General features: G+C 40.6%; 15 protein-coding genes. 7 read left to right on the forward strand and 8 right to left on the reverse strand.

All coding sequences use genetic code 11. The annotated features are described in order from the left end of the window. Window position 1 precedes the first annotated feature (1 nt). The 7 genes from leuC (at window position 2) to R2Q66_RS16130 (ending at window position 8,016) form a co-directional block, all read left to right on the forward strand. Window positions 2-1,417, forward strand: a complete 1,416-nt coding sequence (gene leuC, locus R2Q66_RS16100; RefSeq protein WP_316750809.1) for a 3-isopropylmalate dehydratase large subunit — start codon at window positions 2-4, stop codon at window positions 1,415-1,417. 11 nt (window positions 1,418-1,428) lie between these two features. Further along, window positions 1,429-2,013 (forward strand): 3-isopropylmalate dehydratase small subunit, encoded by a 585-nt coding sequence (leuD, locus tag R2Q66_RS16105; RefSeq protein ID WP_316750811.1) that lies wholly within the window; start codon window positions 1,429-1,431, stop codon window positions 2,011-2,013. Next, window positions 2,013-3,518, forward strand: coding sequence for an ATP-binding cassette domain-containing protein (locus R2Q66_RS16110; protein WP_316750813.1), 1,506 nt, complete (start codon window positions 2,013-2,015; stop codon window positions 3,516-3,518). Before leuD ends, R2Q66_RS16110 begins: the two co-directional genes overlap by 1 nt. Window positions 3,519-3,521: 3 nt before the next feature. Further along, window positions 3,522-4,613, forward strand: coding sequence for a 3-isopropylmalate dehydrogenase (gene leuB, locus R2Q66_RS16115; protein WP_316750816.1), 1,092 nt, complete (start codon window positions 3,522-3,524; stop codon window positions 4,611-4,613). A 12-nt stretch (window positions 4,614-4,625) separates the two neighbouring features. Beyond that, on the forward strand, window positions 4,626-6,134 hold the full coding sequence (locus tag R2Q66_RS16120) for a 2-isopropylmalate synthase (RefSeq protein ID WP_316750818.1): 1,509 nt from the start codon (window positions 4,626-4,628) through the stop codon (window positions 6,132-6,134). Between the two features lies 1 nt (window position 6,135). Beyond that, on the forward strand, window positions 6,136-7,386 hold the full coding sequence (gene ilvA / locus R2Q66_RS16125) for a threonine ammonia-lyase IlvA (protein ID WP_316750820.1): 1,251 nt from the start codon (window positions 6,136-6,138) through the stop codon (window positions 7,384-7,386). A 213-nt stretch (window positions 7,387-7,599) separates the two neighbouring features. Then, on the forward strand, window positions 7,600-8,016 hold the full coding sequence (locus R2Q66_RS16130; RefSeq protein ID WP_316750822.1) for a hypothetical protein: 417 nt from the start codon (window positions 7,600-7,602) through the stop codon (window positions 8,014-8,016). Window positions 8,017-8,055: 39 nt separating this feature from the next. Here R2Q66_RS16130 and R2Q66_RS16135 read toward each other — a convergent pair whose 3' ends face one another. The 8 genes from R2Q66_RS16135 to R2Q66_RS16170 form a co-directional block, all read right to left on the reverse strand. Beyond that, the gene (locus tag R2Q66_RS16135) at window positions 8,056-9,048 is read right to left on the reverse strand and encodes an ABC transporter ATP-binding protein (RefSeq protein ID WP_316750824.1); all 993 of its coding nucleotides are present in this window, start codon (window positions 9,046-9,048) and stop codon (window positions 8,056-8,058) included. An 88-nt stretch (window positions 9,049-9,136) separates the two neighbouring features. Then, window positions 9,137-9,937, reverse strand: a complete 801-nt coding sequence (locus R2Q66_RS16140; protein WP_316750827.1) for an outer membrane beta-barrel protein — start codon at window positions 9,935-9,937, stop codon at window positions 9,137-9,139. 23 nt (window positions 9,938-9,960) lie between these two features. Further along, window positions 9,961-10,713 (reverse strand): hypothetical protein, encoded by a 753-nt coding sequence (locus tag R2Q66_RS16145; protein WP_316750829.1) that lies wholly within the window; start codon window positions 10,711-10,713, stop codon window positions 9,961-9,963. Next, window positions 10,694-11,227, reverse strand: coding sequence for an RNA polymerase sigma factor (locus R2Q66_RS16150; RefSeq protein ID WP_316750831.1), 534 nt, complete (start codon window positions 11,225-11,227; stop codon window positions 10,694-10,696). Before R2Q66_RS16150 ends, R2Q66_RS16145 begins: the two co-directional genes overlap by 20 nt. 121 nt (window positions 11,228-11,348) lie before the next feature. Next, complete coding sequence (gene hemJ, locus R2Q66_RS16155) at window positions 11,349-11,894, reverse strand: protoporphyrinogen oxidase HemJ (protein WP_316750833.1); 546 nt, start codon at window positions 11,892-11,894, stop codon at window positions 11,349-11,351. A gap of 67 nt (window positions 11,895-11,961) precedes the next feature. Next, the gene (gene hemE, locus R2Q66_RS16160) at window positions 11,962-12,984 is read right to left on the reverse strand and encodes a uroporphyrinogen decarboxylase (RefSeq protein WP_316750836.1); all 1,023 of its coding nucleotides are present in this window, start codon (window positions 12,982-12,984) and stop codon (window positions 11,962-11,964) included. Between the two features lie 15 nt (window positions 12,985-12,999). Further along, a complete protein-coding gene (locus tag R2Q66_RS16165) occupies window positions 13,000-13,515 on the reverse strand; it encodes a hypothetical protein (RefSeq protein ID WP_316750838.1) in 516 nt (171 codons plus the stop codon). Then, on the reverse strand, window positions 13,515-14,219 hold the full coding sequence (locus R2Q66_RS16170) for a response regulator transcription factor (protein WP_015809248.1): 705 nt from the start codon (window positions 14,217-14,219) through the stop codon (window positions 13,515-13,517). The genes R2Q66_RS16165 and R2Q66_RS16170 overlap by 1 nt, the downstream gene beginning before the upstream one ends. Window positions 14,220-14,222 lie beyond the last annotated feature (3 nt).

Below are 14,222 nucleotides of genomic sequence, written 5' to 3' on the forward strand. Positions count from 1 at the left end.
GATGTCAAAAACATTAGTAGAAAAAATTTGGGATGCGCATGTTGTAAAAAGCGAAGCTGGTTTCCCTGATATTTTATATATCGATACCCATTTGATTCATGAGGTAACTTCACCTCAGGCATTTGATGGTTTACGCAAAAGAGGTTTACCTGTTTTCCGTCCGCAACAAACTGTTGCAACTGCAGATCATAACGTTCCGACTTTAAATCAGTTACAACCGATTAAAGAGGAGCTTTCCCGTTTTCAGGTGGATATGCTGACTAAAAACTGTGCTGAATTCGGAATTGAGCTGTATGGTTTGGGTCACCCTTTTCAAGGGATTGTCCATGTAATCGGTCCGGAATTAGGGATTACCCTTCCAGGAAAAACAATGGTTTGTGGCGATAGTCACACTTCTACGCATGGTGCTTTCGGTGCGATTGCTTTTGGTATTGGTACTTCACAGGTGGAGCAGGTTTTTGCTACACAATGTTTGCTGCAACAAAGACCGAAAACGATGAAAATCGAGGTGAACGGTGAGTTGGGTAAAGGTGTTTCTGCTAAAGACATTATTCTATATATTATCGCTAAGATATCTGCTGCCGGTGGTACAGGTTATTTTATCGAATATGCAGGGTCGACGATTGAAGCTTTAAGTATGGAAGCGAGAATGACGATCTGTAATATGAGTATTGAAATGGGTGCCAGAGGAGGTTTAATTGCCCCTGACCAGATCACATACGATTATATCAAAGGAAGAGAATTTGCTCCGGCAGGCGAAGCCTGGGATAAAGCGCTTGCTTACTGGAAAACATTATATAGTGATGCTGATGCGAAATTTGATAGCGTATTAACGTTTGACGCTGCAGACATCAGCCCGATGATTACTTACGGAACAAATCCGGGTATGGGTATGGGCATTGCCGCACACATCCCTGCTAAAGGTGATCAGGCTGTTTCTGAACAGGCTTCTTTCCAGAAGGCTTTGGATTATATGGGCATCGAAGAGGATACTGAATTGGTAGGAAAAGCTATTGATTACGTGTTTATCGGTAGCTGTACCAATTCAAGAATCGAGGATTTACGTGAAGTGGCGGAATTTGTAAAAGGTCGTCAGAAAGCGGAAAATGTGATTGCATGGATTGTTCCGGGTTCTAAACAAGTGGAACAACAAGCGATTGCTGAAGGTTTGGATAAGATCTTTGAATCGGCAGGTTTTCAATTGCGTGAGCCAGGCTGTAGTGCTTGTTTAGGGATGAATGAGGATAAAATTCCGGCAGGAAAATACTGTGTTTCGACTTCTAACAGAAACTTTGAAGGTAGACAAGGTCCGGATTCCCGTACATTTTTAGCCAGTCCGCTAACTGCAGCTGCTGCTGCAATTACTGGTAAGGTAACCGATGTAAGAACTTTATTGAACGAACCTGTACACGCTTAATCCGAAGAATCATGAGAAAATTTGAAAAATTAACCTCGGCAGTTGTGCCTTTAAACATAGAGAATATTGATACGGATCAGATCATTCCGGCAAGGTTCTTAAAGGCGACTACGCGTGAAGGTTTTGGGGAAAACTTGTTTCGCGACTGGCGTTACAATGGTGATCAGACCTTAAAAACTGATTTCGTATTGAACAATCCTTCGTACAGCGGAAGAATCCTGGTTGCAGGAAAGAACTTCGGTTGTGGCAGTAGTCGTGAACACGCCGCATGGGCGATTCAGGATGCTGGTTTTGATGTGGTGATCAGCAGCTTCTTTGCTGACATCTTTAAAGGTAATGCCTTGAACAATGGTTTATTGCCTATTCAGGTAACTGAAGCGTTCTTAGCAGAGATCTTTAATTCGGTTGAAAAAGACCATGCAGCGGAACTGGAAGTAGATTTAGAAAATCAAACGGTAACTATCGTTGCTACTGGCGCTCAGGAAGGTTTTGAGATCAATGCCTATAAAAAATCCTGCTTAATCAATGGTTATGATGATATCGATTTCATCTTGAACCAAAAGCATTTAATTGAAGAATTTGAACAAAAAAAATAATGTCTAATCCCGTCGTCCATATCAACAACCTTAATTTAGCGTATCAGCAAAAGCCTGTTTTACAGGATTTATGCTGGACGATAAATCGCAATGACAATTGGTTGTTATGTGGCGAAAGTGGTAGTGGAAAAACTACTTTAGCAAAAGCAATTGCTGGTTTGATTCCTACACTTGAGGGCGACATACAGCTGAATTTTGATCTTTCTGCTGCTTTACCGGCAAAGGTACATTATGTGGCCAACTGGTTTCAGTTTAAAGATCTTGAGGGGGCTTCTAATTTCTATTATCAACAGCGTTACCAGAGTTTGGCGACTGCCATTACCGCTACAGTAATCGCAGAATTAACGCGCTTTGGGGAGGATCAGCAACTTTCATTTGATACTTTATCGCCACTTTTAACCGCTTTAGGTTTTGCGGCTTTAAAAAATTCTGCGCTTTTACAGTTATCTAGTGGGGAGCATAAGAAATTGCAATTGATTAAGGCTTTATGGTCTAAACCTCAGTTGTTGATTTTGGATCAACCATATAATGGGTTGGACAAGCGTTCCCGTGAAAACTTAAATGATTTATTGACCGAAGTATCGGAAAATGGAACGCAGTTGATCATTATTGGTAATGAAACGGAGTTGCCAACTACCGTTAATCGCTTTGCGGTTTTAAAGGAAGGCAAGTTAAAGGAAATTGCTGCTCCTTTAGGTTTTGATGAAGCACAGGAAGAATTAATCAAACCTTTACCTTCTTTTCTTCAACAAGAAGATAGTTCAGGTTCTACTGCTGCTTATAGTCCGTATGGTGGTTCTGCTTCTGCTGATCATATCATCAAAATGATTGATGTGAACATCAGATATGGAGATAAGCAGGTGTTAAAAAACATCAACTGGGAGGTGAAAACTGGTGAAAAGTGGCTTTTACAGGGTCATAATGGCTCTGGAAAATCAACTTTGTTAAGTTTAATCAGTGGAGATCATCCTCAGGCTTATGCTAACAACTTTTATCTTTTCGGAAATAAAAGAGGAACTGGTGAAAGTATCTGGGAGATCAAAGAACGCATTGGCTTAATCTCACCGGAGTTACACTGGTATTTCGACGCTTCTGCTACCGTTTGGCAAAGCATCGCCTCTGGCTTTTATGACAGCTCAGGATTGTATTGCAGTCCGGGGTCTACAAAACATGCCCAGGTAGATGAATTGATCCAGTATTTCGGATTATCAGCCTACAAAAACACTTTGATGAACGAGCTGCCTTTAGGTAAGCAACGCTTAACCTTACTGGCCAGAACGATTGTCAAAAAACCAGCAATATTGATCCTTGATGAGCCTTGTCAGGGTTTAGATCAGCAACAGACACAACATTTCAACAGATTGGTAGATGAATTGTGTAAGGATGGCACCACGTTAATTTACGTTGGTCATTTTGAATCACAACTTCCGGCCTGCATAGAGAAAAGAATATTATTAGAAGACGGTGCAGTAAAATCCGTTGAACACTTATTACAAAGCATTTAGAAAATGAAAAAAAATATATTAGTCATTCCTGGTGATGGTATCGGGCCTGAGGTCACTACCTGGGGTAAAGCCGTATTAGAAGAGATTGCAAAAGGTTTCGGACATGATTTCAGCTATGATGAGGCACTAATGGGCCATGCTGCAATTGAAGTAACCGGTAGTCCTCTACCTGATGAAACTTTAGAGAAAGCACAAAAAAGTGATGCGATTCTTTTTGGTGCAGTTGGCCATGCGAAGTATGACAATGATCCTTCTTTGCAGGTTCGTCCGGAGCAAGGTTTGCTTAAAATCCGTAAGGAATTAGGTTTGTACGCCAACTTACGTCCGATTTTATTATTTGATGAGTTGTTAAATGCTTCCAGCATCAAAGCTAATATATTAAAAGGTACAGATATCCTGTTTTTCAGAGAGCTAACCGGAGATGTTTATTTCGGAGACAAAACCCGTTCCGAAGATAAAAACACGGCTTCTGATTTAATGATCTACCACCGTTATGAGGTAGAAAGAATTGCACACAAAGCGTTCGAAGCTGCGATGAAACGCAGAAAGAAACTTTGTTCTGTAGATAAAGCCAATGTATTGGAAAGCTCTAGATTATGGAGAGAAACCGTACAAAATATAGCAAAACAATATCCTGAAGTAGAAACTTCTCATATGTTCATTGACAATGCAGCAATGCAATTGATCAAAGATCCTAAGCAGTTTGACGTGGTATTAACGGCCAACTTGTTTGGTGATATCTTAACGGATGAGGCTTCACAAATTGCCGGTTCTATGGGTATGCTTGCTTCTGCATCTGTTGGAGAAAGCACTGGTTTCTTTGAGCCGATCCATGGTTCTGCACATGACATCACCGGAAAAAATCTGGCGAATCCACTGGCATCAATCCTATCTGTTTCTCTAATGCTGGAAATCGGTTTCGGACTATTGGAAGAAGCAAAAGTGATCATTGATACCGTAGATCAGGTATTGAAAGAAGGTTACAGAACAGGCGACATTGCCGATGAAACAACCAACCCTGACCAGATCCTTGGAACGAAGGAAATGGGACAATTGGTCTTAAAATATATTGCACAGCATATTAAATCTAACTAAACACCAAGAATTATGTTACACGATCCTAATAGAGTCTATGTGTTTGACACCACCTTACGTGATGGTGAACAAGTACCGGGCTGCCAGTTGTCAAGCCCAGAGAAAATTCAAATTGCAAAAGCGCTCGAAGCACTTGGTGTAGATGTGATTGAAGCTGGTTTCCCTATTTCAAGTCCTGGAGATTTCCAGAGCGTAGTAGACTTATCAAAAGCGATAAGAGAACCGATTATCTGTGCATTAACACGTGCCAATAGAAAAGACATTGATTCCGCAGTTGCGGCATTACAATACGCGAAGAGACCAAGGATCCATACTGGAATTGGTGCTTCGGATATGCACATTAAATACAAATTCAACAGCACAAGAGAAGAAATTCTGGAAAGAGCGGTTGCAGCAGTAAAATATGCGAAGCAGTTTGTGGAAGACATTGAGTTTTTTGCAGAAGATGCGGGTCGTGCAGACAATGCTTATTTAGCGCAAATGATTGAAGCGGTAATTGCTGCCGGTGCAACGGTAGTGAACATTCCTGATACGAATGGCTACTGTTTACCAGATCAATATGGCTCTAAAATTCTTTATTTAAAAGAGAACGTTAAGAACATTGATCAGGCGATTATCTCTGTTCATTGTCACAATGACTTAGGTTTAGCGACAGCAAACAGTCTTGCAGGTTTAATCAACGGTGCCCGTCAGGTAGAATGTACCATTAACGGTATCGGTGAGCGTGCAGGTAACACGGCATTGGAAGAGATCACCATGGTATTGAAAACACACCATGCGTTGAATCTAACGACCAACATCAACAGCAAACATTTCACTGAAATCAGTGGTATGGTGAGCCGTATGATGCACATGCCGGTACAACCGAACAAAGCGATCATCGGTCAGAATGCCTTTGCACATAGCTCTGGAATTCACCAGGATGGTTTCTTGAAACACAGAGAAAACTATGAGATCATCAATCCTGAGGATGTTGGTTTAAATTCAGCAGATATCATTTTGACGGCACGTAGCGGTCGCCATGCCTTGAAACACCATTTAGAGCGTTTAGGTTATGAGATCGACCGTTTAAACCTGGATCAGGTTTATGAGCGTTTCTTAATCTTAGCGGATGAGAAGAAAACGATCTGCGATGATGATATTCTTTTCTTAATGAGTGATGGCGAAGAAGGTGCGGTTAAAAATGGTTACAAACTGAACTTGTTGCAAGTACTTTGTGGTGATCCATTAAGCCCTACTGCGAGCATCAGATTAGAACATGAAGGTGTGGAGAAAGAAGCGATGGCTACCGGAAACGGCCCGGTTAACGCGACGATTAAAGCGATTCAGAGCATTGTTGGCAAGGATATCTTATTAAATGAATTCACCATTCAGGCAATGCACGGCGGCAGCGATGATGTGAGCAAGGTAAACATGAAGGTTTCTTACGAAGGAAAATCTTATGTGGGCTACGGTTTTAGTACAGATATCGTAAAAGCTTCGGCCAATGCTTATCTGGATGCAATGAATAAATTTATCTAAAATGAGTGTAGAAAAAGAAGTGATACTGGATTTTCTGGCGGCAGCAGAACGATTAAAAGGTACGGTAAAACGTACCCCTTTGGAATATAATGCAGGACTTTCTAAAACATACCAGGCAAATATTTACCTGAAAAGAGAAGATTTGCAATTGGTACGCTCTTATAAATTAAGGGGTGCTTACAATATGATCAGCACCCTTGAACCTGAGCAGGTAGCAAAGGGTGTAGTTTGCGCCAGTGCTGGAAATCATGCACAGGGTGTAGCACACTCCTGCAAAAAGCTGAACATCAAAGGGGTTATTTTTATGCCGGAAATTACCCCTAAACAAAAGGTTAAACAAACAGAAATGTTTGGTGGCGACCATATTCAGATCATTCTGGTAGGTGATACGTTTGACGATTGCTTAAAAGAAGCCCTGGCATATACCGCAGCGCATGGGATGACTTTTGTCCCTCCTTTTGACAATACCAAAGTGATCGAAGGTCAGGGTACGGTAGGTGTAGAAATTTTCGAAGACCTTCCGGAATTGGATATGGTGATCATGCCGATTGGCGGTGGTGGCCTGGCTTCAGGTGTTGGCAGCTATCTGAGAAATCTGAAACCTGCTATTGAACTGATTGGTGTGGAACCAGAAGGTGCGCCTTCTATGAAACATGCCCTAAATAGTGGTGCGCCTGTTTTATTAGGTGATATCGACCGCTTTGTAGACGGTGCCGCTGTGAAAAGAGTAGGTAACCTTACTTTTGCCTATTGCAATGAATTGTTAGATCAGATGTTATTGATTCCGGAAGGAAAAATCTGTACAACCATTTTGAAACTGTATAATGAGGATGCTATCGTGGTAGAACCTGCTGGTGCATTGGCAGTAGCCTCTTTAGAGCAGATCAAGGATCAAATTATCGGTAAAACGGTAGTTTGTATCGTTAGTGGTGGTAACAACGATATTGAAAGAATGCAGGAGATCAAAGAGAAATCATTACTTTTTGAAGGATTGAAACATTATTTCATTGTCCGTTTCCCACAGCGTCCGGGAGCTTTAAAACTATTTGTAAACAATGTTTTAGGTCCACATGACGACATCACCAGGTTTGAGTTCATTAAGAAAACAAACCGTGAAAACGGTCCTGCCTTAGTTGGTATTGAACTGGCAGAACCAACAGATTATGATGCTTTATTACAAAGAATGAAGGAGTTTAAGTTCGAAATTATTGAACTGAACAACGATCAGACGTTGTTTGAGTATCTGGTATAACAGCTTATTAATAGCCCCCCTATAGATTTGGATAGAAGGCCGTATCACCCCCCGGTGATCGGCCTTTTGTTATTTAATTACAATTCGCTCGTTAACTAGATTATAACTATATTACAATATATTGTATCCGAACTTAACTACGGTACAAGTAAAAACAGAATTGTATTTTTATGGCAAAAGATTTGCTATACGAACATCAAACACACAAATCACATGAGAAAAATATTACTATTATTACTTTGCACGGCCACACTAGGTCTGTCTTCGTGCAAGAAGGAAGTGATCGTTGATCCGGGACTTCCAAACGAGACGATTGAAATAAAGATCAAACCAAATGAATGGATTCCTAATTCAAATCGCACTACTTTAACCGCAATCATTAATATGCCTGAACTTAATCAGGAAACCTTTTTAAATGACGGTTTAATTGTTTCGCTTTATACTGATAATGCGATTCCGGAATACAGTGCTATGCCGTTTGTATTTGGAGGGGAAACTTATTCCTACACGGTAAAAAGAGGTGCAATTATCATTGACATTCAAACTACCGGAAACTCAGCCATCTTACCTACCCCACCTGATAGGGACATGGCTTTAAGAGTCACTTTTGTGACTTCCACTTTAAGATAAGACCTGAGTTTTTCTAAAAACAGCTCAAAACTGATCTGTTTATAACGATAAGAAACGACCAATGTTCGCCTGAACGTGGTCGTTTTTTTTATGGACTCCCCTGTTCAATTGAATGGCTCTGATTTTCACGCCATTTCTTTCGAGCAACAATTCTTCATAAAATCCTTTATAATACACGTCTTTCACCTCAAAGCGTCTGCTGTTCCAGGAGTTGTTCAGTTCTACCCATTCCGGATAAAACACGGCATGACCTTCTTTCAACTCTAAGCCCAGTTTATGTGCTTCTTCAGGGTTTAAAACGACAGCATTACCAAGCATTCTGGCGGTATAAATATGTTTTGGTTCCTGATAAATATCGACCGGTTTACCGCGTTCTATCAAATGACCATCTTTCATAATCAATAGCTCGTCGGCAAGGAACAATCCATCGGCGGGGTCATGAGAAACCATGATGACCGTTACTCCCGTTTCCGCAGCGATTCTTTTAATGTCTGCGCGAAGCTGATTTTTAAGTAAAGCATCTACCTGACTGAAAGGCTCATCAAGTAGCAAAACAGAAGTATCAGTTACTAAAGCTTTGGCAATTGCTACTCTTTGTTGCTCTCCCCCACTTAATTGCGTGATTTTTTTATCTTTCAAGTGATCAATACGCAAATGAGCCATCATTTCCATCGTTTTCTGATGTTTATGATGTACATCTGTATTGGCCATCATGGAAGCGATGTTATCGTATACTTTGGCGTAGATATTCAGGGAGAAATCCTGGGTCACCATTTTCATTTGCTTATGTCCCGGGATAAGTAGTACATCCGGGCCCCAAACCTTTTCCTCCTGATAGAAAACATCTCCCTCATCTATAGTCAATAAGCCATAAATACATTTCAACAAAGTCGACTTACCACTGCCACTTTCGCCAATAATGGCGATGATATCCCCTTTATTGATGTCGAAGCTAATGTTATGAATTCCCGAAGCCTGTTCCTGCTGATACTCCTTACTGATGTTTTTAACGCTGATGATTGTTTCCTTCACGTGGTAAAGATAAAGTATTTCACCTTGCCACAAAAAAATCCCGCAACCTTAGCGGCTACGGGATCAGTTATATTTGTGTGTGTGTTGTTTAGTTTAATCCTAAGGTGACCCCAAAAGACATATTTCTAAGTCCTTTCTGTGCTGTAGTGGTAAACATATCATTAAAATAATACTTGGTAAAGACACCAAAACCACCATAGCCAATGCGCAAGGTACCACCATAACGGAATGGCTCAAAGTTATAGTCGTCCTTAAACTTCTCTTTTCCGTTTTCTTTGCTTATTTGTTTCACTTTCGCATTTAACAGGAAACCGACTTCTGGTCCGAACACAAAGGTAAAACGTTTACCATTAGCATTTTCTTTGCTACGCAATTCAAAGTTCAATGGAATGTGGACATAGCTGTTAGACAACCTGTTTTTAGAGAATTGTATGGATTCTTCTTTGTAAGACATGGTTGGGCTATTTTTATCCAGGGTGATGTTCTGTTTCAGGCGAATCATGGTCCAGTCGAAACCACCAGCCATATAGATTTTGAAATTAGAATTAAAGCGGTAGCCCAACTGTAAAACATCAAATGAAACTGTGCTGGTTTTTCCACCGGTATAATCCAGGAACTCATTTTCTTTTGATAAAGAGAAGCTGCCATTATCTATCAATCTCGAGAAACCGATATCCAGACGGGTTAGCGTGATTCCCCCTGTAAAACGTCCGTTAGCTGATTTCACTTTTTCGGTACTGTCTTTACTATTGATGCTGATAGAGATCAGGCCATTATCCAGTCCAAACGATGATTTCTTTTTAACGCTATCCTGCTGTGCAAATGCAGCTTGTGCCATAACACCGGCAAGCCCGCTTACCAAAAGTGTTGTCCATACTAATTTCTTCATATTATTGGTTTGAGCTGTGTGTATTATTTGTTCCTTTTCGGATTAAACTTTAAAATCCCAATGTTTAGTGCGATTAAGGAAGAGTTGTCATCGTCATCCGTTTTAAACTGTATCAATTTCTTATCTCTTTTATCCAGTTTATCTACCACAAAATTAATGACATCGCCTACATTCCTAATGCCTTTTCTTTCTTCTCTACCTTCTGTTTCCGTAATCACCTGATCTCCGTTTTGAGCATCAGGCAGGATTACTCTGGCGATCACATTTTCGGTGATCAGATCTGCTGACATTGGTTTTATTTCTTCATTCAAAGCCGAAGCCGTATTAACTTCAACTGCTTTTAACTGATGACGTCTGATCTTTTCATTACGTTGCACAGCCATCAAATTATTTTCCTCAACCAGGTTCCTAAGTTTCAGTTTTGGAGCGATTACCAAGGGTGCACTTTGTTCGGAAGTAGCTGATTCTGTAGTAGAAGCTATAGTAGAGCCCATAACTGCATCATTATTTACGGCAGCCTTATTTTCCACAACTGATGCGATGTCATCGCTACCCTGCAATTGCACTTTTTCTGTTTCCGGAACTAACAATCCAACAGCTACCGCGATGACTACTACCGCAGCCGCGGCTACCCAATAGACTGGAAAAACACCTTTTTTCTTTGGCGTCAGTTCTTTTTCAATATTGCTCCATAAATCTGAAGAAGGACGTATTTCTGCTCCTTCAAATTTATCTTTAAACAACTGATCGAAATCTTTATCCTGCATAGCTTGCATAACCTATACCCTCCATTTTTATAATCTCCTCTCTTAATATCGCCCTTGCTCTCGACAACTGCGATTTACTTGCTCCCTCAGAAATCCCCAATATTGCGGCAATTTCTTTATGAGAATATCCTTCTATGATGTACATGTTAAATACCATTCTATAGCCATCGGAAAGCTTTTGAATGAGTTTCAGTAAATCCTGCATACCCAATCTGCTAAAATCGAAACCGGTACAAGGCTGCTCGTAAGCATCCTCTATCGGAACCACGCTCAGGCTGCGTAAATTTTTTCTATAACTCTCAATTGCGGTGTTTACCATAACCCTTCTCATCCATCCTTCAAAAGACCCATCTCCTCTATACTCACTTATCTTTTGAAAAATCTTGATAAAGCCCATTTGCAACACATCTTCCGCCTCCATCCGGTCTTTTGCATAACGCATGCACAGCACCAGCATTTTAGATGAGGTTTGCTGGTAAAGCGCTTCCTGCATCTTTCGCGTGCCGGCTTTACAGCCTTCCATGAGTTCATTTATTGTGTACTGCGTCAAAATCATCTGTTTGTTTGGTGTATAGAAGATGAGCATCACCACCAAAAGGTTGCATGCAGCAGGAAAAATAAAGAAAAATAATAGAATTGGGGGATTAGCAGTCGTGCTTTTTACGGTAAGATTTGTACCATTTTACAGCCATCATGATGACACAAGAGAATACGATCAGACCAATCAGGCCATAAATCCAATTTACTGCACTTTTAAGCACTACAGTAAAAACAATAGCAACTAACAGGACTGTGGCCACTTCATTCCACAAACGCAGCTTGAAGGAGCTGATTTTGCATTTGCCTTGTTTCAATTGATTCATGATCCGCTGACAAATGAAATGATAGATCAAAAGAAGAACTACAAAAGCAAGCTTTACATGGAACCAGCCTTGAGTCATCAGGTAAGGTTTTAGAATAACCATGGTTACCCCTGCTGCTACGGTCAGGACCATTGCGGGTGTGGCAATGATATTCCAAAGCTTGGCTTCCATGCGTTCATATTCCTTTTGAAGGATATTGCGTTCCAGCTCTGGTCTGGTTTCCGCTTCTACATGGTAGATAAATAATCGAACACTATAAAACAACCCCGCCATCCAGCTAACTACAAAGATGATGTGCACAGAGAGTACGTAATAATAGTATTCCATTTTGTTTCTTTTTTGATCATTAAAAAGGCCATCTGAAAAGCGAGTTTTACAGATGGCCTGAATTATATTAGTATCTGAATTCTTTAACTACTTCGATTGCATATTTCACGTTATCGAATGGGATGTCTGGCATGATACCATGACCAAGGTTAAAGATAAACCCTTTTTCACCACGCATACGTTCGAACAACTGAAGGATAGTTTTCTTAATTACAGGTTTATCTGCGTATAATATAAACGGATCCAGGTTACCCTGAACCGCCATACCCGCAGGCAGGCTTTGTTTAATATTCAATAAATCTGCGTTCCAGTCTACCGAGATCACATCAGGTTTAGCCTGTGCCATGATCGGTGCAAATACAGAACTACCTTTACAGAAAGAGATCACAGGGATATCTTTTCTATTCAGGTTTGCAATGATTTCCTGGATATAACGGTGAGAAAATTCCTGATAATCGTTCCATGACAATGCCATAGCCCAGCTATCAAAAATCTGAATTGCGTTTACACCTGCAGCAATCTGAAGGTTCAGGTAATCTGCGGTTACTTTAGCGATTTTCGCTAATAAACGGTGTGCAACTTCAGGTTGATTGTGCATCAACATTTTAGTCAGCTTGAAATCCTTAGAAGAACCACCTTCAACCAGGTAGCTCATTACTGTAAACGGTGCACCAGCAAAACCGATCAATGGAATACTACCATTTAAACGTTGTTGAATCACTTTAATGGCATCCGCTACATATTGTAACTTATCCAGACAATCTACATTTAGGTTGTCTACATCTTTCTCGTTACGTACAGGATTGGCAAATCTAGGGCCTACACCTTGCGTAAAGCTCAGGTCACCGCCCATAGCTTCTCCGGTTACTAAAATATCAGAGAAAAGGATGGCAGCATCGATACCCAGTAAATCAACAGGTAACATCGTTACATCCGCTGCAAGTTCTGGCGTTTTGCACATCTCCAGGAAAGAGTATTTGTTTTTGATTTCCCAGTACTCAGGCATAAAACGGCCAGCCTGGCGCATCATCCATACCGGTGGACGTTCTGTTTGCTTCGAAAATGCGGCATCTAAAAATAACGTGTTCATCTATATTGTGTTTGTTTATAATCGATTTGCTTCTTGCTCAATTTTACTAATGATCTCTTGCGCTCTTGGGGTTGTAGCCAGCTCTTTAGCCCGCTCAATGTATACCCTTGTACGCTCCAGGTCTTTTTTCCGCAGGGCGAGATTGGCCAGGTGGATCATCACAAAAGCCTTGTCGTTCTTGCCACCTAATGGAAAGCGACTGGCGATTTGAAAATGACGCTCGGCATCTTCATATTCTTCTCTTTTAAGCGCAATATTGGCGCGCATAAATTCGTAGTATCCCCTTCTGTTTCGCGCTAAGCGATCCGGATTGGGCACCTCTGCAAGTATCTTCTCTGTCCTTTCGTAATCTCCGTTTTTAAAATACTTAGAGGCCAATAATATCGAACTGTGTTTGAAATGGCTCCAAATCACAAAGGCAAAGAAAAAACCGGCCAATACAGCCAGTTGAATTTGATCGTAAAAAAGGCACACTCCCGCGGCAATCACGAAGAGTGCCATGAGGGCATACCTGCCTTTATTATTATACATTAATGGATATCTGTGAATTTATAACCTACACCTCTGATGGAATGGAAATAAACCGGGTTCTTCTGATCTGGTTCGAAATACTTACGGAAAGTAAGGATAAAGTTATCGATCGTACGAGTCGAAGGATACACATCATAGTTCCATACCGTTTCCAGAATCTGCTCACGGGATACTGCTTCGTTCTTACGTTCGATCAGTAATTTCAGTAGCATCGTTTCTTTCTTGGTTAGCGGAACAATAACACCATCATCCTGTTTCAATTCGAAAGAGTTGAAATAGATGGTTTTATCACCGATTTTATAAGAATTGATTTCTTTCAGGTCATCAGCTTTCATGCTGCGTTTCACTAAAATACCAACTCTAAGGATCAGCTCTTCTAAGTTGAAAGGTTTAACCAGATAATCATCAGCACCTTTTTTCAATCCCATTACACGGTCTTCACTAGTGTTTTTGGCCGTTAGGAAAAGGATAGGTACTTCGGTGTTTTCTAATCTGATGGTTTCACAAACCTGGAATCCGTCCATTTCAGGAAGCATTACATCCAGAATAATCAGGTTAAAACGTTCTTCTTTAAAAACTTTTAAAGCCGTCTTACCATCCTTTACTGCATGAACTTTATAGCCTTCAAGTTCAAGGTTCAATTTTATAGCATCTAACAAGTGGTCTTCATCTTCGACCAGTAATATTCTTAATTTCTGTTGCATAAT

The sequence above is a fragment of the Pedobacter gandavensis genome (assembly GCF_032677645.1).
GTDB lineage: Bacteria > Bacteroidota > Bacteroidia > Sphingobacteriales > Sphingobacteriaceae > Pedobacter > Pedobacter gandavensis_A.

Coding starts and splice junctions, on each gene's coding strand:
- R2Q66_RS16170 (WP_015809248.1), bottom strand. CDS start 14,219: ATGCAACAGAAATTAAGAATATTACTGGTCGAAGATGAAGACCACTTG.
- R2Q66_RS16150 (WP_316750831.1), bottom strand. CDS start 11,227: ATGGAAGGCTGTAAAGCCGGCACGCGAAAGATGCAGGAAGCGCTTTAC.
- leuC (WP_316750809.1), top strand. CDS start 2: ATGTCAAAAACATTAGTAGAAAAAATTTGGGATGCGCATGTTGTAAAA.
- R2Q66_RS16145 (WP_316750829.1), bottom strand. CDS start 10,713: ATGCAAGCTATGCAGGATAAAGATTTCGATCAGTTGTTTAAAGATAAA.
- R2Q66_RS16140 (WP_316750827.1), bottom strand. CDS start 9,937: ATGAAGAAATTAGTATGGACAACACTTTTGGTAAGCGGGCTTGCCGGT.
- leuD (WP_316750811.1), top strand. CDS start 1,429: ATGAGAAAATTTGAAAAATTAACCTCGGCAGTTGTGCCTTTAAACATA.
- hemJ (WP_316750833.1), bottom strand. CDS start 11,894: ATGGAATACTATTATTACGTACTCTCTGTGCACATCATCTTTGTAGTT.
- R2Q66_RS16110 (WP_316750813.1), top strand. CDS start 2,013: ATGTCTAATCCCGTCGTCCATATCAACAACCTTAATTTAGCGTATCAG.
- ilvA (WP_316750820.1), top strand. CDS start 6,136: ATGAGTGTAGAAAAAGAAGTGATACTGGATTTTCTGGCGGCAGCAGAA.
- R2Q66_RS16120 (WP_316750818.1), top strand. CDS start 4,626: ATGTTACACGATCCTAATAGAGTCTATGTGTTTGACACCACCTTACGT.
- leuB (WP_316750816.1), top strand. CDS start 3,522: ATGAAAAAAAATATATTAGTCATTCCTGGTGATGGTATCGGGCCTGAG.
- R2Q66_RS16130 (WP_316750822.1), top strand. CDS start 7,600: ATGAGAAAAATATTACTATTATTACTTTGCACGGCCACACTAGGTCTG.
- R2Q66_RS16165 (WP_316750838.1), bottom strand. CDS start 13,515: ATGTATAATAATAAAGGCAGGTATGCCCTCATGGCACTCTTCGTGATT.
- hemE (WP_316750836.1), bottom strand. CDS start 12,984: ATGAACACGTTATTTTTAGATGCCGCATTTTCGAAGCAAACAGAACGT.